Origin of the sequence: Leptothoe sp. LEGE 181152, from assembly GCF_032906605.1 — a bacterium.
In the GTDB taxonomy this organism is placed as follows: Bacteria; Cyanobacteriota; Cyanobacteriia; order Phormidesmidales; family Phormidesmidaceae; genus Leptothoe; species Leptothoe turfae.
The window spans coordinates 168,980-189,094 of sequence record NZ_JASATU010000068.1; the positions used below are offsets into that span (position 1 = coordinate 168,980).

At 50.4% G+C, this 20,115-nt stretch carries 14 protein-coding genes; 3 read left to right on the top strand and 11 right to left on the bottom strand.

The genetic code is table 11. From position 1 onward, the window contains the following. Nucleotides 1-43: 43 nt before the first annotated feature. The 4 genes from QGP82_RS34435 to QGP82_RS34450 all read right to left on the bottom strand — a co-directional run bounded on the left by QGP82_RS34435 (nt 44) and on the right by QGP82_RS34450 (nt 3,828). A complete protein-coding gene (locus QGP82_RS34435) occupies nt 44-175 on the bottom strand; it encodes a hypothetical protein (protein WP_284681692.1) in 132 nt (43 codons plus the stop codon). A 189-nt stretch (nt 176-364) separates the two neighbouring features. Next, nucleotides 365-2,104 carry a diflavin flavoprotein gene (locus tag QGP82_RS34440; protein WP_163663033.1) on the bottom strand — a complete coding sequence of 580 codons (1,740 nt, stop codon included), beginning with the start codon at nt 2,102-2,104 and terminating at the stop codon, nt 365-367. A gap of 238 nt (nt 2,105-2,342) precedes the next feature. Then, nucleotides 2,343-2,885, bottom strand: a complete 543-nt coding sequence (gene rsmD / locus QGP82_RS34445) for a 16S rRNA (guanine(966)-N(2))-methyltransferase RsmD (RefSeq protein ID WP_499062300.1) — start codon at nt 2,883-2,885, stop codon at nt 2,343-2,345. Nucleotides 2,886-2,970: 85 nt separating this feature from the next. Further along, entirely contained in the window at nt 2,971-3,828 is an 858-nt protein-coding gene (locus QGP82_RS34450) for a sulfurtransferase (RefSeq protein ID WP_499062375.1), read from the bottom strand. A 52-nt stretch (nt 3,829-3,880) separates the two neighbouring features. Between QGP82_RS34450 and QGP82_RS34455 the strand changes: the two genes are divergently transcribed. Together QGP82_RS34455 and glmU are read left to right on the top strand one after the other, a co-directional pair. After that, on the top strand, nt 3,881-4,777 hold the full coding sequence (locus QGP82_RS34455; protein WP_499062301.1) for a tRNA (5-methylaminomethyl-2-thiouridine)(34)-methyltransferase MnmD: 897 nt from the start codon (nt 3,881-3,883) through the stop codon (nt 4,775-4,777). A gap of 287 nt (nt 4,778-5,064) precedes the next feature. Further along, the gene (glmU, locus tag QGP82_RS34460) at nt 5,065-6,447 is read left to right on the top strand and encodes a bifunctional UDP-N-acetylglucosamine diphosphorylase/glucosamine-1-phosphate N-acetyltransferase GlmU (protein WP_499062302.1); all 1,383 of its coding nucleotides are present in this window, start codon (nt 5,065-5,067) and stop codon (nt 6,445-6,447) included. A 133-nt stretch (nt 6,448-6,580) separates the two neighbouring features. Here glmU and QGP82_RS34465 read toward each other — a convergent pair whose 3' ends face one another. From QGP82_RS34465 to QGP82_RS34475, 3 genes are all read right to left on the bottom strand, one after another. Then, nucleotides 6,581-7,690, bottom strand: a complete 1,110-nt coding sequence (locus QGP82_RS34465) for a DUF1822 family protein (protein WP_163663044.1) — start codon at nt 7,688-7,690, stop codon at nt 6,581-6,583. Between the two features lie 75 nt (nt 7,691-7,765). After that, the gene (locus QGP82_RS34470; protein ID WP_499062304.1) at nt 7,766-9,109 is read right to left on the bottom strand and encodes a hypothetical protein; all 1,344 of its coding nucleotides are present in this window, start codon (nt 9,107-9,109) and stop codon (nt 7,766-7,768) included. Between the two features lie 25 nt (nt 9,110-9,134). After that, the gene (locus tag QGP82_RS34475) at nt 9,135-9,284 is read right to left on the bottom strand and encodes a hypothetical protein (protein ID WP_163663051.1); all 150 of its coding nucleotides are present in this window, start codon (nt 9,282-9,284) and stop codon (nt 9,135-9,137) included. A 344-nt stretch (nt 9,285-9,628) separates the two neighbouring features. On the opposite strand from QGP82_RS34475, the gene QGP82_RS34480 reads away from it, so the two are divergent. Then, a complete protein-coding gene (locus tag QGP82_RS34480) occupies nt 9,629-11,122 on the top strand; it encodes a CAP domain-containing protein (RefSeq protein WP_499062305.1) in 1,494 nt (497 codons plus the stop codon). A 150-nt stretch (nt 11,123-11,272) separates the two neighbouring features. On the opposite strand, the gene QGP82_RS34485 is transcribed toward QGP82_RS34480, so the two are convergent. From QGP82_RS34485 to QGP82_RS34500, 4 genes are all read right to left on the bottom strand, one after another. Beyond that, nucleotides 11,273-12,067 (bottom strand): ABC transporter permease, encoded by a 795-nt coding sequence (locus QGP82_RS34485; protein WP_499062306.1) that lies wholly within the window; start codon nt 12,065-12,067, stop codon nt 11,273-11,275. Nucleotides 12,068-12,071: 4 nt separating this feature from the next. Further along, nucleotides 12,072-12,755, bottom strand: a complete 684-nt coding sequence (locus QGP82_RS34490; protein WP_006514894.1) for a response regulator transcription factor — start codon at nt 12,753-12,755, stop codon at nt 12,072-12,074. A 26-nt stretch (nt 12,756-12,781) separates the two neighbouring features. Next, a complete protein-coding gene (locus QGP82_RS34495) occupies nt 12,782-14,179 on the bottom strand; it encodes a HAMP domain-containing sensor histidine kinase (RefSeq protein ID WP_499062307.1) in 1,398 nt (465 codons plus the stop codon). A 192-nt stretch (nt 14,180-14,371) separates the two neighbouring features. Then, entirely contained in the window at nt 14,372-19,921 is a 5,550-nt protein-coding gene (locus tag QGP82_RS34500) for a CHAT domain-containing protein (protein ID WP_499062308.1), read from the bottom strand. Nucleotides 19,922-20,115: the final 194 nt, after the last annotated feature.

The window sequence follows — 20,115 nt, forward strand, 5'->3', positions numbered from 1 at the left end:
GTTTAGGCATTGTCAAGATTGGTTCACACCAGATAAAGATTAGCTATAGATAGCGTCTGTAGCTTTGCGCACACAGCTCACCGCCAGTCTCTTTTAAGAACAATAGCCATGGATAGGTGACAGCACGCAATAGATCGGTGTCAGACCCAGTCAACACCTTGGCGAGATCATCCATTTCGGATTGAGAATACGGAATTCGGGCTTTGTATAATATTGTTCTTAGCTATTCTCCAAGATTCCGTAATACTCATCAAAAGTATTCACCATGGAAAGAAACGGGCTCGGTAATTGTAAGAAACGGGTAGACAGTTGGTGGCCATCTACCCATTTGACTCTCTGTCAAGGTTTTTAAGGAGATTTTTATTTAATAGTAGTTACCAATCTTGCGGTGGTGAACAGCGGTCATTGATTCATCCTTCGAGACCTTGCCATCCGCAACGGTGCAATACACCAGCCAGTGATCGCTAAGTTCCATCCGAGTTGTTACCGTACACTCCAGGTACGCCAGAGCATCGGCCAGAATCGGAGACTTGTTGTTGGCAGGACGGGTACGAATACCAGCAAACCGGTCAGCACCGGGGGGGAAACGCTTCAGGAAGTGCTTCATCAGTGGCAGATGATTACCCTCTTCCAAAATATTTAGCACAAACGTGTCACCCACCTGCATCAGGGATTCAATGGCTCGGTCTTTAGCAACTGCGATGGTAAAGCCCAATGGCTTGAAGCTAGCCTGGGAAATCCAGGAAGCCAACATCGCGCTAGTCACTGCGCCTTTGGCAGCAGTGATGATATAAAGACCGCTACTGATGCGACCCAGCGCCTTTTGTAGATCAGCATCAAGCCCCTTAATTTTCTTAATTTTCTTTGCTTGAGCCAGGTCTTGACCCAGGTCAGTCCCGGTCTCGTCGCAAAGCTGGTAGAGCGCTTCAGATGGCGTATCTTTCACCCGAATGGGGTCAAACGCAACCTTTAGATCCAGGTCCTGTAGCTGACTCTGCAGCGTATCGATGGGCTCGTCATCCCCACCGTAGGACTCAAAAAGACCATAGGTTTGCTTATTATTGACAGCTGCCAAAATGGAACTCAGCGCCGTTTGCACTTCTTCGGCACCCTGACCTGAGGATGGGGGCATGCCCATCAAAATACCTTTAGCGCGACCGACTAGTTCAGTGACATCATGGGGATCCGCCAGACGCATATCCATCATTTCGACAGCGACGCCGGTTTTAGTAATGCCTTTAGCCAGGGCTTGGGAGATGCGATCGCAATACCCATAGTCCGACACATAGAAAACCGCCACCATATTCTCGGCCTTGCTTTTCTCATTACTCCAGCGGCGGTAGCGCTCTGTGAGTTCTTCTAGATTGTGACGCAGCAGGGGACCATGACCAGTGGCGATGGTGCTAATTGTGCCCAACTTATCCATGCGCTTCATGGCAGACAGCACCGAGCGGGCATTGGGAGCCATCAAACACTCATAGTAAAAGCGAAAGTCAGGCGTCAGCGCATCCAGATCTTCATCAAAGGTATCGTCACTACAATAGTGGGCACCAAAAGCATCACAGGTGTAGAGAATGCCAGTCTTTTGATCGTAGGTAAAAATGGTATCGGGCCAGTGGAGATTGGGCGCACTTACAAATTCCAAAACATGGCCATTGCCTAAATCCAGAGTGTCACCACTTTTCACCAGCTGCGATTCAAAGGGCTGATGAACCAGATCCTCCAGGAACTTCACCGCCACCTTAGCTCCAACCACAACTGCCTGAGGTGCAAGATCCAACACATCCTTCACCAGGCCGCTATGGTCCGGTTCAGTATGACTAATCACGATATAGTCAATTTCCTTAGGATCAATCAGCCCCGTCAGCGCATCCATATAGAGCTGCTGAAACTTAGCGTGGGAGGTGTCTATCAGTGCTGTCTTTTCCCCACGTACTATGTAAGAGTTATAGGTCGTACCGTTCTGCAACCCAAACTCAATATCAAACCGATCTCGATCCCAGTCCAGGGACCGGATAGTCGTAGTATTTTCAGCAATCTCACCAGTAGCGATAGTGAGACGCTTTTCAGCTGGTTTGGCAGTGTTTGGAGCAGCTACAACCATAGGTACCTCTAAACTGGTCTGACTAATATGTCATAACGCGCATGAGCACGACTTTAGCAACACGAAGGTTGCTTTAGTATTATTGTGTCTCAAAACATTAATTTTTGCAGTCTTTTTTCCTAACGTAACTGATAAGCATAAGCAATACTAATAGCGCTTAAGGTTGTGGGGGCAGTTCCCAGGGGTGGGTGGGCCCACAGCGCCGTTCTTCCTATGGACCCAATCAGGGTTTAAGCCTTTAAGACACTTTAAATAAGGCTAGATGGGTGAGACCGTAGCGTTTAGTGCGAGAGAGTTCTAGGCCAATGAGAGATTTGGGCTGCCAATGTTCTGGGGTATATTCTGTAGCAACTATTGCCCCTGGAGCTAATAGAGATTTCTCAACCAGAAGAGCAAGCACTTTGTCGTAGAGTTTAGCAGCGTAGGGTGGATCTAAGTACACCAGATCAAAGGGGTCTAAAGTTAAAGTCTGTAGCTTTTTAGTCACCTCTCCACGAATCACTTGAAAGGATTGTTCTGGTTTAGCAACAGTCTGCCAGTTGGTTTGCACAATCCGACAGGCAGCCCCCGACTGCTCTATGCCCACCACCACGCTGGCCCCGCGACAAAGGGCTTCTGCCCCCATGGCACCACTACCTGCACATAGATCTAACCAACGGCAGCCACTGACTCGCCCCTGCCAAATATTAAACAACGCCTCGCGTACCTTAGCGGGGGTGGGGCGAGTCGCCTGCCCCGGCAACGTTTTGATGGCACGATTACCGTAGATACGAATAGACATTTGGCAATAAACAATGGGTTATCTCTATAGGGACCCTTCTCTGGGGCACTCCTTTGTGGATGCCCGTGTCACAAGGCATACCAATTCACAGATAAGAGCACCAATCGCTCCAGCCACCGGGATAAAGCTTACCCATGGGTTTACCGGCCACAACCTGGGAAAATAAATTAACACAGGCCGTCACACCAGACCCACAGTAGACGATAACTTCATCAGCATTGTCCACCCCTCGCCAATATTGCGCCAATGCGTCTGGCGCTTTGAGCAATCCGGCGTCAGTACTAAGATCTTTCCAAAAATAGTTCACTGCCCCTGGCACAGAACCCGCAATCGGATCAATGGGTTCACGTTCACCACGGAAGCGATCGGCGGATCGAGCGTCGATTACCACCGTGCCAGGGGTGTCTTTGTGTTGACGCACATAGTCAATATCCACAACCCAATTAGCCTGGGGCTGGGGCATAAAGCGACCTACCTGAGATGGTGGCGTTTCACGACTAAGGGGTAAGCCTGCCTTAATCCAGGCATCTATACCCCCATCCAACAAAGCTACATTGCCGTGGCCTAAATAGCGCAACATCCACCAAAGGCGGGCGGCAAACGCAAACCGGGAGGCATCGTAAATCACAACGGGTGTCTGAGGCGTAGACTGCATGCCTAACAGGTTTAGAGTGTCGACAAACGTTGGCCAGTTGGGCAACGGGTGACGGCCCCCATGGTCTTGAACGGGGCTAGAGAGATGTTTGTTTAGGTCGAGATAGTAGGCACCGGGGATATGACCAGAGTCGTATTGCTGTTGACCCAGTTCCGGTTCTGGCAAGGAAAATCGGCAATCAATAACAAGCAAGGCGCTATTGAGATGTTTTGCCAGCCACTGGGGACTAACAATATAAGTAGTGGTCAGATCGATAGGCGACTCTGGCGGTAAAGACAACGTTTGGATCCGTAGCAAAGACGATGTTAATTATAGTTTCGTTAGGATTGGTAGCTCATTAATGGCTGATGACGACTATAAAAATTCATCTAGTGGTCTGACGATAGAATTAACTGGGGATGGCTCAGCCACGTTTTACTCGGAGGAATTTGGCGAGCATTTTCACTGCCGTCATGGAGCCTATACCGATGCGCAGCGAAATTATGTCGATGCGGCCAATATTCCGGAGCTGGCCAAAGCGGAACGGCTATCTATTTTGGATGTTTGCTATGGGCTGGGATACAACACAGCAGCGGCCCTGGATACGATTCAGCAGGTCAATCCTGACTGTCAGGTGACGATTCGGGCCTTGGAAATCAATGTAACGGTGGTTCGGGATGCGATCGCAAATAACCTCATCCACCACTGGACACCGCACACCCAGCAAATCCTGAAGACCCTGGCCACCGAGCAATCTTACAAAAGCCCCACACTGGATATCCAGCTGATTCTTGGCGACGCCCGGCAAACGTTGCAACCCCTGGCCGCCAAGGGTTGGCAGGCTGATGCCATTCTATTTGACCCGTTTTCCCCCCCACGCTGCCCCCAGCTTTGGACGGTGGAATTCTTTAAACTTACGGCTCAATGCCTGGCTGAGAGCGGCATCCTGGCCACCTATTCCTGCGCCGCTGCTGTTCGGTCAGCCATGGGATTAGCTGGCTTAACCATGGGCTCATTGCCAGGAACCGGTCGCCATTGGCCCTGCACCGTGGCGACCAAAGCTCAGCGCCCTTTACCAGACCTGTCGCCACAGGAACAAGAGCATCTGCAAACACGGGCGGCAATTCCCTATCGTGACCCAACGCTGGCAGCAACGGCTGAAGCAATTGTGGCCCAGCGTCAGCAGGAACAGCAGGAATCTAAACTGGAACCAACGAGTGCCTGGCGACGACGTTGGTTAACGAGGCAGAGGGGCTAAAAATGCTTGATTTTGAGTTTTGAGTTTTGAATTAGTGACTTGGTTGACCTGGATAAAACCAGAGACCAAGAACCAAGAACCAAGAACCAAGGACTAAGAACCAAGAACTAAGAACCAAGGACTAAGAACCAAGAACTAAGAACTTAAACGTCTATCTACCCTTTGGCTTTCCTGGCATACCCTTTACCCTAAGTAGCCATCATACTTGGGAAGTCCAACCGCTGCGCGGTATACTCCTCCCGTAATTTTTTGATGTTCTTACGCTAACGTTTACTCTCGTAATTCCTATGACTAACCCATTGGCAGTGGCAGTATTGGCAGCAGGTAAAGGAACTCGGATGCGATCGCGTCTGCCTAAGGTGCTTCATCCTCTAGGGGGTCGCACCCTGGTGGAAAATGTGCTGGCTAGCTTGGAACACGTACAACCCGAACGCCAAATTGCCATTGTGGGGTATCTGGCCGATGACGTACAGACTGCATTGGCCCACGTATCTGGATTGGAATTCGTTGAGCAAACTGAACAGCTAGGCACCGGCCATGCCGTGCAGCAGGTAATTCCTGCATTAGAAGGGTTTGAAGGTAACCTGCTGGTGCTGAATGGGGATGTGCCCCTACTGCGCCCCGAGACCATTGCCAAAATGGTGCAGACCCATGTTGAGAACAAGAATGCTGCCACCATTCTCACGGCCCAGTTTGAGGATCCGACCAGCTATGGCCGAGTCTTCTGCGATGAGAATTATATTGTCTCTGAGATTATTGAACACCGCGACTGCACCCCTGAACAGCGTGGTAACAGACGCATTAACTCCGGCATTTACTGCTTTAACTGGCAAAAGCTAATGACGGTGCTACCCCACCTGAGGTCAGATAACGATCAGAATGAATACTATCTAACCGATGTGGTCAAAGACCTTTCACCGGTAATGGCCTTAGATGTAGACGATATCGAAGAGATTTCTGGTATCAACAACCGTAAGCAGTTATCAGACGCAGCCACGATTCTGCAATGCCGCATCAAGGATGAACTGATGCTTTCTGGGATTACCATGATCAATCCTGACAGCATCACCATTGATGCCACCGTCAAGGTGGAGCCCGATGTGGTAATTGAACCGGAAACCCACCTGCGTGGTAACACCACCATTGCCGCCGGTTGCCACATTGGTCCCGGCACTCTGATTGACAATAGCACCATCGGGGCAAACACTACGATCAAGTATTCAGTCATCAATGACAGTAAAATTGAAGGTGCAGGCCAAATTGGTCCCTACACCCATCTGCGTGGTGAAGTGATAATTGGTGAAGGCTGCCGCGTTGGCAACTTTGTTGAAGTCAAAAAAACCACCATTGGCAACAACACTAATGCTGCCCATTTGTCTTATCTGGGTAATGCCACCTTAGGTGACAAAGTCAACATTGGTGCAGGCACTATCACGGCCAACTACGATGGCTATAAAAAACATCCCACGGTAATTAAAGACAATACTAAAACAGGCTCCAACAGTGTTTTAGTGGCCCCTGTCACATTGGGTAAGAATGTGACGGTGGGTGCAGGCGCAGTGGTCACAAAAGACGTGGATGATAACTGTCTGATCGTCACCCGTGGTGAGCGGCGTGTGCTTAAAAACTGGAAACCCAAGTTTATGAACAAGGATACTACTGAGAAATAAGCCCCAATCCGAATTCATTAAACCCGATTAAAAATGGATACTCCTGTAGGCTAAACAGTTAAATGGCAACGTAAGACGCAGGTCTAACCAGTAGCTCTCAATTTAGTCTATGGGGTGTCTCAAACAGCAACGTCTATCCCTGGCTAATCTCAAAGCCAAACGGCGGCAATGTCATGGTGGGACCATTAGGTAACCCGATATCCACTATGAACTGCTCTTGCCAGTAACCAATGACTTGAGTGTACAGATAGGTAACTGACGTCTCTTGGGTAAGTGTAGAACGCGACAATATCTCCTGCTGATCACTCACCATCAGCTCAATGCCAACCGGTAAGGTTTCTCCTGGTGTCGGTCCTAAAATTAAAAACAGGCTCCACTCAGGCACATCATCCACCATCAATGGCCAAACCCACGCATAAAGACGGCAAGGAAAGCCCGCTAAATTAATCTTTTTACAAGCACCCCTTGCCCGTATAGGGATTTCAATGCCCTGAGATGTGAGTTCTTCTACAATATTTTCTATTTCTTCTTTAACAGGTCGCAAGCCATGGGCTGGCGTCAAGGGTGGCAGTAACTCCCAGGCAAGCTGCTCAGCCATGGCATCTAGCTCACCCTGTAGCCATCTCCCCACATTAACCACACCTGTGGTTATAGTCTCAGCGATCGCACTCAGCTGACTAGACGGAGCAGTCTGAATAATTGTCTCTGGCTCTAGACAATTGAGATATAACAAAAGTTGTTCTGGAGTGACCACAAACCGATCAAGGGGAACCGTATAAGCCTGAGTATCTGTAGGGGTATGTTGTTGCACATATTGCTGTAGCTGATCATGGCGTAAACCTGTCACTACACGCACCTGGTTCACTTCTTCTTGCACTTCCGCCAGGACATATAAATGGGCTGCCTGATCCCCTGTTACAGCGACTGTTGGGATGCTCACGGCATCATCAACTACTGAGCCCATGGGCAACACCCATAGACGATAGTCTCCGACATTCAAATTAGACGATTGGGTGAACGTTGTCTCTTGTAAGTCAGCAGGAAGTAAACCAGTATCTTCAAGCCATTGTTTTACCCCTGCCATAGCCAATGCTCTCAAAAAAGTTTGCCATTGGCTATCATCATCCGAAATATCTTGACAAATGTCTGTAGCCCATTGTGTAGAGGTGGTAGATAGCATAACTGTTTCTGTTGAGAGGGGAATTATATCAAATTGTTGAGGATCGAGGGATGAAGTATTCATGGCGTGAAAAAGCGCTGTGACAGTGTGGGTTAACTAGAATGAGATCAGCTTACAGGGAGTATTTTTATAGAGGGGCTATTCATCAGGAGGCGTAGAAGATAAAACTGTTTCACACAGACGACGGGAAAATATGCTATTTGCCGTACGATTCTTAGGAATTTGTGCCTCTGAGGCAGCTTCTGCCATCACTGTTTCTGTTTCTTCAGTCAAAATGTAATCCAGTTGCTGGGCAATTTTGGTTAGCCGGTCAGCAGAAACATGCTGTAACGCATCCGCCTGGACTTGCTCTTTAAGTTGATTTAACCAGTAGATACAAACCTTGGCTCGAAATTGCTTAAGCTGCAACAAACGGGTTACCTTTACCTGATTAGTTAACTCTAACTGTTTCGCAATCACTCCCATGGATAATCCCTGACAGTGAAATAGTATTAGGGCCTTTCGATAAACGCTATCCTGGGGTGGTTTCCTCCTTTTATAGTGGGTGCTATAGCTTTGCACAATATGGTGAATTGCCTGGTCGAGAGTCGTAATAAAGTGAGTCCGATAACGCTTTAAAAAGTCATCTTGAGCTTTCTCTGCGTTATCAGAAGTCGGTGCCGAGAGATTGGAAAGACCTGTCTCAGTGTTATCTAAAGATTGGGTCAATGGGGTACGTCGACGCACTGCAATCCGATATTGTCGCAACTGATCTGCCAGCTCATGTAACTGGGCAAATACCAGGTTAGGAGCCTCATTGGGTACAATCTTTTGGAGCTGTTCATCGGTGGGGTCAACACAGCGACGGGCACGACCCTGGCGCTGTTTTAATCGGTCATTACGATACACCCGATGATAGGCACTGAGTAATTGGCTAGCTGCAGTCAACTCACTTTGACTGAGGTGGGGCAACGCTCTGGGCAACTGCGATATGCGGGTATCGTTGAGAATTGCCCATGGGCTAATGCGATATAACCCTTGTTCCATAAAGAAACGGTTGAGATTCGGATGACTTTTAGTCAGTCGACTGGTCCAGGTACTCAAGGCCGACTGCCTGGGATCGTATTTAGCTAGAATTTGCATCGCCACAGCAGGGTAGGTTGCAGGAACCTGACCATCGTCATCCAAAATCAGGGGCCATAGATCTGCGCCTGTAAAGTTATAGGTCTCACCAAATTGACGAACTAACTGGGTACAGGCAGCTTCAATCTGGTGGGACAACCAACAGCGCAAACACAGTTGAGCTATGGCTGCATTCTCTGCATCGGTTTGGGTTAACTCCCACAAAGCTAACTGACAATCGCGTTCGGACAGGATTTCAGCTTCTAAACGCTGGCCAAATTGGGGCTGAAACCAGCGTTGGGCATCGGGGAATTTCTGTCGCTGTAGTCGCCCTGCAGCCGTTAAAACCATCATTTGCCAATAACGCGATGTGTTAACCATGGTGAATGCAAACAATTACCTGAAATCAGTCTAGAACGGTCGTTGCAGTAGTCAGATAAATTTGAGAATTTATTGAATAATTGCCAGTCGATCCACCGGGTATGGGGGTTGGAGCCAACATACGGTAAAGGATAATGGCCAACAGTAAGGATATGGCATGAAGTAGTTTACTCATGGAGCAAGGCCTCCTCAATGTTCTGTGAGAACTTATTGCTTCATAGCCTTGACTTATTCAAGGTTGTCTTGGGTGTATCTAAGCGCACAATAGCTCAAGAAAAATCTGAGACGGACGACCTCTGATCACCATGGGTAAATGCACTGACGTGTTTTATCAAGTAGAACAGTTTTTGTGTTCTACGGTAACAATCCTAGTCATAGTTTGCTCGGTGGATCTACGACTAATCCCCAACTTCTTCAAAAAAGATGTATGAAGTTGGGTGTTAGCACCATGGGGATGGCCATGGGCCAAGGGATAAAAAAGAACAGTACGGCACGCACCGATCCGAAATACGTATAAAAATGGCTACATTTGTTCAGCAGTTTCTCGCGCTCGTTAATGGTGTGCGCGTTAGGGCAGGCTTGTCTCGACTCACCATCGATCAACAACTCAATCATGCTGCTCAGCGGCATACTTCTGATATTGCTCATAATGATTTAGTTGTTGGCCATAGGGGTTCTAATGGTTCAAACCCAACCCAAAGAGCGAGAGTTGCTGGTTACCAATCTCGAACAGTTGTTGAAAATATTGGTGCGGGGCACTACACAGTGAGAGAAGTGTTTGATGACTGGATGAGCAGTCCAGGCCATCGCGCTAATATTTTAAATCCCAATGTACGGCAGCTAGGGGCAGGCCATGTCTTTTTAGCCAACGATACTGGTAACCATAATTATTTTGATTATTGGACAATTGTCTTAGGCACCAGAATTCCAGGTACTGAACCGGCTCCTCCAACACCACCAAGGCGTCCGACACCAAGACCCACACCCCCTGCGCCAGCGCCAGCACCCGCACCTGTGCCAGCGCCGACTCCAGCACCTGCGCCAGCGCCGACTCCAGCACCTGTGCCAGTGCCGACTCCAGCACCTGTGCCAACACCGCCTCCAACTTCTCCTAACCCTACGCCAGCACCTGTTCCCACACCTACACCCCCTACACCTACACCCCCTATTCCGGAGCCCCCTACACCTACACCTACACCCCCTGCTCCCACACCTACGCCTATTCCGGAGCCCCCTGTTCCGCTACCCCCTGCTCCCACACCTACGCCTATTCCGGAGCCCCCTGTTCCTACGCCAGCCCCTCAACCCGACTTACCGCAGCTAGACCTGCCATCACCGCCTATACCCGCACCTTCTCCTACACCAACACCTTCTCCTACACCAACACCTCAGCCTCAAGAGCCCACTCCTAAGCCAGAGCCGCAGCCACCCATAAACAACCCTGACAACAACACTTTAGGTATAGGAACTCCTGGTAATGACAGTATTGAAGTTCGTGATAATACTCAACCCACTGCGGGTGGTTTAGGTGATGATCAGATTTTAGGTAGTGATGGTGATGACATATTGCGCGGCGATCATAATCGGAGAGATCCGGGTGGTCGGGTTGGTGGCGATGATGTTATCTGGGGCCGTCTTGGTAACGATCGCATCGGGGGCAAAGGGGGCAATGATACTCTCTTTGGTGGCGCAGGTGATGATGTTATCTGGGGTGATGATGGCGATGATCTGTTACGGGGTGGCTTAGGCAACGATATTCTCACTGGAGATAATTTTTCTGGAGGTAGCGGTGCGGATAGGTTTATCCTGGCTGCTGGAGAAGGCAGAGATATTATTCGAGATTTTGAAGTCGGGATTGACTTGATTGGTTTAGCCGATGGACTAACCTATGCTGATCTTTCCTTAGGGCAGAGCGGTGATGCCACAGTGATCTCTGTAGATGGAGAGACCCTGGCTCAGGTAAATAACGTGGTTGTCACTGATATGACGAGTGAGATGTTTGTTTTGGTTTAAGTGCACATTCCGATGTCAGAATCCAGGACCTCACTGACCCCTGACCTCTAATACAAAATCCTGACTGATCGCGCCCGGTACCGCAGGGCATCCACAAGGGAATGCCCCTACCCTGGATGGCATCAGCCATCTCAACAGACTTTTCCAACTCTACTTCTGTTTTTTAGGATCAATGAGTTGCATGGCTTGATTAAAAAACTGTCGCTTGATGGCATAGGCAACCAAGATGGCAGTGGTGAGTGTTGCAAAGGCCAACATAAACATAATCAACATCTGGTAAAGCGCGGCATTCAGGGGGTCAGCTCCCCCTAAAATTTGGCCCGTAATCATGCCGGGTAGGGTGACCAGACCAACAACCATCATGGAATTAACTGTGGGAATCAGACCGGCTTTAATGGCCTCCCTGCGATAGGTTGCGATCGCTTGACTTGGGGTTGCCCCCAAACTCAGGTGGGTTTCAATCTCACCACGATGGTTACGGAGGGCACTGACTAAACGCTCACCTGTCAAAGACGCCGCTGTTAGGGCATTACCCAGCACCATACCGGTTAGGGGAATAAGATAGCGGGGTTCATACCAGAGCTCAGGACGCACCACGACCGTCATGGTATAGGTAATCGTCAGGGCCGTGCTGGTTAAAATGGCCCCCCACAGCCATAGCATCAGCCGAGGAATGTCTTTCCCAATGCGGTTGCGGGCAGTCAGCGCGGCAACCGTTGTCATCACCAGCAGTACCAGGATAATCAGACCCGGACTGCGGAGGGTAAACACAATGGATAGAAAAATTCCAACCGCAAACAGCTGCACCACGGTGCGCAGGGTGGCCAGGGCCAGGGTGCCAGCCAGGCCCAGCTGTTGCCAAAGGGATAATCCAATGGCGACAGCGGCTAACCCCAAGGCCCAGGCAATGCGGATCAGGTCAAGTTCAATGGTGGTTGGGTTCAACGAATCACTCCCGCAAAACGTAACCCACACCGCGCACAGTCTGGATCAAACGCTTTTCGCCCTCTGCCTCTAGCTTCAACCGCAGGTAGCGAATGTAGACCTCAATGATGTTGGAATCCCCCATGAAATCATAGCCCCAGACTTTTTCTAAAATCTGGTCGCGGGTCAGTACCTGCCGAGGATGAGCAATCAGGTAATCTAATAAGTCAAATTCTTTTGCCGTTAGCTCAATGCCACGGTTACCTCGAAACACTTCGCGAGTTTTGCGGTTGAGGGTGAGGGTTTCAAACTGTAACGATTCTGCTTCTTGGGGATCGTTGCGGCGCAGGTGGGCGCGGACACGGGCCAGCAATTCTTCAATGCTAAAAGGTTTAACGACGTAATCATCCGCTCCAGCATCTAGCCCAGCCACTCGATCGGCCACGTCATCTTTCGCTGTCAAGAAAATGATCGGCATCTGTGCGCCAGTGCTGCGCAGACGGCGACAAACCTCTACGCCAGCCAATCCTGGCATCATCCAGTCGAGCAAAATCAAATCTGGCATGTTGTCGCGGGCGGCCATGAGACCGGACAGGCCATCGTTAGCTACGGCCACATCATAGCCTTCGTAAGAGAGTTCCATTTGCACAAACTTGGCAAGTTGGGTCTCATCCTCTATGACTAATATTTTGGCTGAAGGTTCTGTCATGATGATTGACTCCAGGGATAACCTGACTACGAAGGTAGGCTGACGGTGAATATACTACCTTCACCTGGCTTGGACTGTACCTTAATTTTTCCTCGCATGCCTTCAACTAATGTTTTAACGATGGATAATCCAAGACCGGTGCCTCCGGTGGCCCGTGAACGGTCTTCATCCACTCGGTAAAAGGGCTCAAAAATTTGACTGAGGTCAGCCATGGGAATACCGCGACCGCGATCGCAAATCTGAATCACTGCCCATTCGTCTTCCTGCCTTAATCGTACGGTAACCACCGTACTGGTTTCAGAGTATTTGACGGCATTACTAATCAAATTGATTAACACCTGCTTCAAGCGATTGCGATCGGCCCTGGCATCGATACCTGAGCTTTGAATATCCGCCTTGACCCGATCGCTAGAATAACCGCACATTTCAATGGTGTTCAAAACCATGTCCTTTAGCGGCAACCGTTCAATGTGGAACCGCATATGGCCACCATCGGCCCGCGCCAAATCCAGCAAATCCTGCAGTAGACGAATTGTCCGGTCCGCTTCAGCCGCTGCAATTTCCAGCCCCTCTCGCTGGGGTTCAGTCAGGGTATTGCAACGACGTAAGGTACTTTGCAAATAGCCATGGACCAGAGTTAAGGGAGTGCGCAGCTCATGGGACACATCGCTGACAAAACGACGCTGCTGATCCCAGGCTGCTGACAGTCTGCCCAGCATCATGTTGAATGCCTGGGCCAGATCCCGCACTTCGGTTGGAGCCCGGTCAAATTCCAGATGTGTATCTGCCAGATTGTCAGGGGACACATTGGCCGCCAGCTCATTCATCTTACAAATCGGCTTGATGGACTGGCGCACATAAATGGCAATCACAATGGCAGATAGACCAATGACCAAAATGCTAGCCAGGGTCAAATCACGATTAACCGCCGCAAAACTGCGCTGGTTTTGGGTAATGTCATCAATTACAAACAGATCGCCGACGAGATTCCCCCTCACCTCCAGGGGACTAATGCAAACAATTAGCTGTCGGCCCTGAATATTGACACTTTCCAGTCGACTTTGGGGAGGCAGATCTAACACATCTTCTGCCAGGCCATCTTTCTTCCAAGACCCCATTTCGAGGGTATCGGACTGGGCAACGAGCTCTCCTTCTGGGGAACGAATCCAAATGGCTGTATCCGCAGTTGAGCGGTAGTTGAGCACCTTTTCCAGGGCCATGGTGGATGGCATTGTTTCGTCCATCCAAGCAACATCCTGGCCAAAGCGCTCGGCAATCTCCAGGGCATTTTCCTTATGCCCCTTAATCAGAATTTGCTGCATTCTAAAATTGCTCCAGGCGGTCATACCACCAAAGCCAAGGATAGATGCCAATACCATGCCAGCAGTGAGGCGAAATTGAATGCAACCTGGATCAAATTTCATTAGAACAACGCACAGAGGGTGACAGCACAGATTAGAACTTTTTTAACTGTCATGACTGTATCTAGGCAAGCTGAGATAATCCTGATAAATCCCCCAGATGACGCTAATAGAAATGGCTGAAAAATGGGTATCGACTTAAGCGGGAAAAACTAAGTTGGGCCAGGAGACAGGAGAAAAACAATTAATATCTCATTACTCTATGGCACCAATCAGGGTAAAAGCAGCCCAGGCAGCCGGATCTTTATACTGTTCACGGGTTGCCAGCATTGCCTGTCGCAGGGCTTGGGCGTTGTCTAACGCCTGGCGCTGTCGGTAAAACTCAATCATCAGCTGGGCAGTGGCATCATCGGGCACCTGCCATAGGGAAACCATGACATTATTGGCTCCAGCTGCTAAAAATGACCGAGATAGACCAATTACGCCATCGCCGGTAATTTGCCCACGTCCAGTATCACAGGCACTGAGCACCACCAAGTCAGCCTGTAGCGATTGCCCGAGTATTTCTTCGGCGGTGAGGAAGCCGTCCTGGTTAGCCGTGGGGGCAAAGGCCAGCGAGCCTTGCAAAGGATTGGATTCATTAAAGAAACCGTGGGTGGCCAGGTGAATCAGCGATGCGGTGGATAACTGTTGTTTAATTGCCGTTTCTGTCGCTGCCTCACCGATCAGTGCCGATGTAGACAACAGATCAGCAATGCCATTGGCTTCGATACCGGCGTGGGGCAAGGGCTGTAACTGTTGGGGCATGGGGCTAGGATTGCCCACCACCAGGGGTTGACTAGCAACCGCCTCGTTATCGCTGTCACTGGTTAACCCTAGAACCTGGATGGCTGGAGCTGTGAGAATGGTGTGGTGTTCAATTAGGTCGCTGCCATCTTTTGCCTGAAGGGCTGGAAAGGGCACCAGGAAAAGCTGCTCTTGGGGAACAAAAACAACTCGGGCATTGGGGTCGCTGGGCAGCAAATCTGCCATGGGCTCAATTAATAGCTGGTATAGATCTTGCCAATGCTGACGCTGGGTCAAAACAGTTGCAAAGGCTGAGCTATTAACTTTATAAACTTCGCTTAAGGGCACAACCGGGTTAGGCAGGGCAAAGTCTGGGTGATTGAGGGTGACCGTGCGGGCACGAGGATCGATGGTAACAACCCCATAGGGAGCCCAATCTTGGGGATCGCCTTCACGGCGCACCTGATCGCCAGGGCGAATCGCCAAAGAGCGACTGGGTTCAAAACCACCACGGATGCCGCTGCGATCGCGACTGGTCTCCACCAGCTTCACCAAGGATGTCCCCTGGGTCTGTAATGACGCCTCCAGGTCCACCTGTCGCAGATGCATGTCTCCTGTGGGCTGCACCACCCAGATATAGAGCTGCACATCCTCCGGTTCCACCCTGGTTTGCACCGATGCCCCATGGGGCGTATCTGCCACCTGGTCCCGAATAATGGTGTATGCCACCAGGGTGGAGTTTTGAGCCCTGGCGATTTGCTTCATCTGCTCAATGGACGGCGGTGTGATCGGCCCGGCCTGGTTGGGATTTACCTTACCCCTGGCAATCAGCTCAACAAAGGCTCGGGCGCGACCCCGCTCAGAAATTTCCAGGGCCGGCTCTAGTTTGTTTTGGGTCACCAAAACCTCTTCTAAATTGCGATAGGCCGCCACCTGGGTTTCAAAAATTGCCACCTTAAAGGCATCATGGGTGCCCAGACCGGCCCGCAGAGATTCCCAAATCGTGATGGCGTTGTGCAGCACGTCTTCTGCCTCTGGCAACCGGTTGAGATATAGCAACGCATTTCCCATATTGGTCAGGGCAATGCCTTCACCCAACCGTGCCCCCAGCCCTTGGGCAATGGTCAGACTCTGTTGCGCATAGTCATAGGATTGATCATAGCCTTGCTGATAGGCATAGGTCGTACTCAACCCCAACAACATTTGAGCTGTCTCCAGGTGATTGTTTAAGTCATCGGCCAGGGCTAGACCCTGCTCATAGGCAGCAATCGAACCGGCAAAATCTCCTTGGATCGCATAGGTATGGCCAAGGTTGCCATAGGCCTGCATTTCACCATAGGTATCCTTGATGCCGCGAGAAATATCCAGACTGGTCTGTTGATAGTCAGCAGCCCGGTTATACTCTTTTTCAGCAAAGTAAGCATTGCCTAAATTACGGTAGATCAACGCTTTCCACTGGGGGGCTGTTTCAATGGGCATTTTATCCAGGCTGCGCTGGTAGTAGTCAATGGCAGTGGCATAGTCACCAAGGGCTCCATAGACGGCACCAATTCCCCCCAAGGCAATGCCTTGCTGAGTTGCATCATCCAACTTGATGGCTTTTTCTAGCTGTTGTTCATGAAAATCCAGGGCGGTTAAATAGTCCCCCACCACAAAATGGGTAATGGCTAAATTGTTGAGGGAATAGACAACCCAGGCGGAATTATCTAACTCAACCGCTTTGGCCAGGTTTTGCCCATGGCAGTTGATCAGCCCTTCGTAAACCGTCTGGGTACGGGCTGTAGTCATGGCAATCTCTTGCGCCTGGGCCTGACAGCTTTCTAATCCTTGGGGAGGACCCACAACAGTATTTGTATTGAGATGAGTGCCCTCTGGCGTATTGTTGTCTGGTCCTCTGGCAAGGGTTTCCGACCCAGGCACCCCAGGGTCGGGGGACGTACCCGGTTGACCGGGGGCAGAGGGTTCAGGTCCGCCTGGATCGGCAGGCACATCGGTAAGCTCTGGATTTGGCAGAATAATTGGAAAAATATCGGTTGTCGTGCCTGGGTCACCGGGGAGACTGGGAAGCGGATCATTGCCCCCCGGCGTAAATTGCAACCCTAGGTTGGGCAAAAAGCCAGGATTAATGGTGCCGGACGTGGGTACCCTGTTCTCAGGTAAAATCGACAAATTTCCGACAATCAACAAGGAAGCTTCTGGCAGAACGGCTCCTAAAATAGTCAACTCTTCCAAAAGAGGCGATTGGGCCAGCGGCATGCCCAGCACAAAGGTTTGTTCTTCAGGTGCTAAGGCGGGTAGTGAGGGGGCTTGAGCCACTCCTAAGGTGGGATCAAGGGGAAGGTCGATGGTTGGAGGAATATCTGTTAAAGCGACAGAAACTGGCACTGCGGCTGACTGAGAGACGCCATCACTGGCACGCAGGGTAAAGGCCGTAATTTGTCCGGTGGCATCAGTGGGGGGAATAAATTCTAAGGTATCGGTGAGTGCGATCGCATCCCCTGGTTGCACTGCCATCCCGTTCAACAACAATGTCCCCGCTGCAATCGACGCTATTTCGAAAGTGATATTGTCGCTGTTGCTGTCGGTCACTGCTGGGGTGATGTCAGCTAGCGTGAATGTTAATGCTTGATTAGCAGGCGTATCTGGCAGCTGACTATCAGCACTCAGGGTGGGTGGAGCATTCACCGACGTGACCGTTACCCCTGTGGCTGGATCAATATTGGTATCGTTACCCCCATTGGGTAAAACCGGGGAAGAGACTCCACTGAGAACACCATCGGCAATAATATTGCCCGCAGTGCCATTTTCAGAGGCATCTCCCATGGTAAAGGGCACATTGTCAGGGCCGCCATCGTGTTGAATTTGTACGGTGCCGTTCCCCGTTAGCCCCGTGGTTTGAATTGTCGTGCCAGGGGTGACTTCGCCTGTTCCTTGCACCGTACCGTTGGCCGTCAGCGTCACATCCCCACCAGCCCCAACACTCGTCCCGGTACTACTGGCATTAATGGCTTCAAAGGAGATGTCACCTGCAGACGTTACATTCACATCTCCACCGTCTGCAAAGGCAGCTGTAGTATCGATATTGGCCAATTGCACCTCAGCCCCGGTGACATTAGCAGTCCCTCCATTGGTGATCAATTGAGTCCCGACGATGGCGGTGATGCCACCGGTACCGTCACCATTGACATCTGCCGTCACAATCAGGTCTCCACCATTGGTGTCAATAGTGCCTACTTGGACCGCTTCGCCAGAAATGTTGGCATCTCCACCAAAATTTTGCAGCTGAGCCCCCGGATTGGTAACCACTGAGCCGGTGCCATCACCATCAGTGTCAGCCCCAAGGGTAAGGCTACCGTCAGCGGTGACATTGCTATTGATATTGATGTTGTCTCCAGCCTGAAAATTTAAGTCACTGTCAGTGACAATGTTGCCGTTAATGTTGATGTCATTATTTGCGATCGCACTTAACCCCACATTAGTGTTGACATCAGTACTAAACGTGATGTCGTTACTCGCCTGGAGCTCAATATTGGCATTGGCATTGTCTAAAGCAGCAACATCGATCCGGGTGGTATTACCTGCCCCCAAGTCAGGGTCGCTAACGTCATCCACATCCCCCAGATTATTGGTGTCACTTCCAGCCGCCACCACTTCGATATTGGTGGGGTCCAGCAAGAGTGTTCCTGTAGCGCCGTTGGGTGCTGAGGCGTCTACCTGTCCCACAAATACCAGCGAATTACGGCCAGAAATCTCAACAAGACCGCCATCACCTGTGGCACTGGCAACCCTGGCCTCACCTGAGAAATGAGTATGGTCATCGGCCCACACAATAATTTCGCCAGCATCACCGATACCATCAGCCTGGAGTTGAGAACTGCCATCAACAAGGGTACGAGATGCATTGGGTACATTACCCTGCCCCTGGAATCCACCTCCAACCCGCACATTTCCTCCAACACTACCGGAGGCATCGACATCAGCACCCAGAAGAGACACACGCTCACCCAGCAGCGCAATGTGTCCGCCCTGTTCACCAGCGGTGCTCACCTGCCCTGACACTACAGTACTTCCCGAAAGCAAGGGAACTGTGCTAGATGTCGTTTGAATCTTGACCGTACCGTCGGTATCTGTCACTAATGCCAAATCGGCTGCTCCCAAAGAACCACCGGTCAATAATTCTGGCAAACTCAGTGGGTTTAAAGATTGTGAAGCATCTGCCGTGGGCAAAGCAGAAACCTCTAAACCCAGCAATGTATCTGCTTGATTAATGCGGACCAGCTTTTCTCCCGGCACAGCCAGCAAAGTAAGGGTGCCATCGGCTGCCGACAATTCTCCTCCATTGACCACCGTCCCCCCCATGAGCGTTATATTTTGCCCGGGTGTAACCGATAACGTGCCCAAATTCACAACGCTGCCCGGTTGCTCAGCACTAAACCCAAACTGGTTGGGCGCACCCACCAGCAGCGGGTAATCCCCGGTAGAAAGCGCATCCAGCCACTCATCCCCAAACCCAAGGCGATCCGCTGTAGTGGCCGTAAAATCACCATTGAGATTTAGCGCTGCATTAGCTCCAAAAACAATCCCTGCCGGATTGATCAAATAGAGGTTCGCATCGCTGCCACTGATCTGTAGTACACCATCAATCAAGGAGACATTACCACCGCTCACATTGCCCAGGATATTTTGAATCTCTGGACTAGCAATAAAGTTGGCGATCTGGCCTTCCGTGAGGCCAAATTCTTGGAAACTATGGAATAGGTTGGCACCATCGCCGGACACCTGACCACCGGTAATGTCGATCTGGGTGGCACCAGGATTGACAACAGTGCCCACATCGGCAGACCCAGGCGTAATTGCCTGAGCTAGCAGTGTGTCTGTCCTTACCCCATTGCTAAATACGGGGGATGTGGAAGACGTTTCTGCATTGCTCAGTTTGACATCAGATAGGGCAGACTGTCCCAATTCGAACAGAAGTGGGGGGTGCGGAATGTTACCTGGCAGTAGAACAACTGGCAACATGGGAGAAATCTCCAGTTATGAAGAGAGTCTTAGGGGAAGCTATTGATCAAATCCGAAAGTAGATATTGGAGAGACGTTGCATGCAATGCCTGTATATCTAAGCATGGAATCTGATGAATGTTGTTTCCTTGAAAGAGTCGTTAGGGTGTGAGTGATGGATACAGTCTCAGTGGGAATAAATGAGTAGATAAACA

What these genes read in the sequence shown, in the direction of transcription:
- QGP82_RS34435 (WP_284681692.1), bottom strand. Translation starts at nt 175, where the DNA reads ATGGATGATCTCGCCAAGGTGTTGACTGGGTCTGACACCGATCTATTG.
- QGP82_RS34440 (WP_163663033.1), bottom strand. Translation starts at nt 2,104, where the DNA reads ATGGTTGTAGCTGCTCCAAACACTGCCAAACCAGCTGAAAAGCGTCTC.
- rsmD (WP_499062300.1), bottom strand. Translation starts at nt 2,885, where the DNA reads ATGTCTATTCGTATCTACGGTAATCGTGCCATCAAAACGTTGCCGGGG.
- QGP82_RS34455 (WP_499062301.1), top strand. Translation starts at nt 3,881, where the DNA reads ATGGCTGATGACGACTATAAAAATTCATCTAGTGGTCTGACGATAGAA.
- glmU (WP_499062302.1), top strand. Translation starts at nt 5,065, where the DNA reads ATGACTAACCCATTGGCAGTGGCAGTATTGGCAGCAGGTAAAGGAACT.
- QGP82_RS34465 (WP_163663044.1), bottom strand. Translation starts at nt 7,690, where the DNA reads ATGAATACTTCATCCCTCGATCCTCAACAATTTGATATAATTCCCCTC.
- QGP82_RS34470 (WP_499062304.1), bottom strand. Translation starts at nt 9,109, where the DNA reads ATGGTTAACACATCGCGTTATTGGCAAATGATGGTTTTAACGGCTGCA.
- QGP82_RS34475 (WP_163663051.1), bottom strand. Translation starts at nt 9,284, where the DNA reads ATGAGTAAACTACTTCATGCCATATCCTTACTGTTGGCCATTATCCTT.
- QGP82_RS34480 (WP_499062305.1), top strand. Translation starts at nt 9,629, where the DNA reads ATGGCTACATTTGTTCAGCAGTTTCTCGCGCTCGTTAATGGTGTGCGC.
- QGP82_RS34490 (WP_006514894.1), bottom strand. Translation starts at nt 12,755, where the DNA reads ATGACAGAACCTTCAGCCAAAATATTAGTCATAGAGGATGAGACCCAA.
- QGP82_RS34495 (WP_499062307.1), bottom strand. Translation starts at nt 14,179, where the DNA reads ATGAAATTTGATCCAGGTTGCATTCAATTTCGCCTCACTGCTGGCATG.
- QGP82_RS34500 (WP_499062308.1), bottom strand. Translation starts at nt 19,921, where the DNA reads ATGTTGCCAGTTGTTCTACTGCCAGGTAACATTCCGCACCCCCCACTT.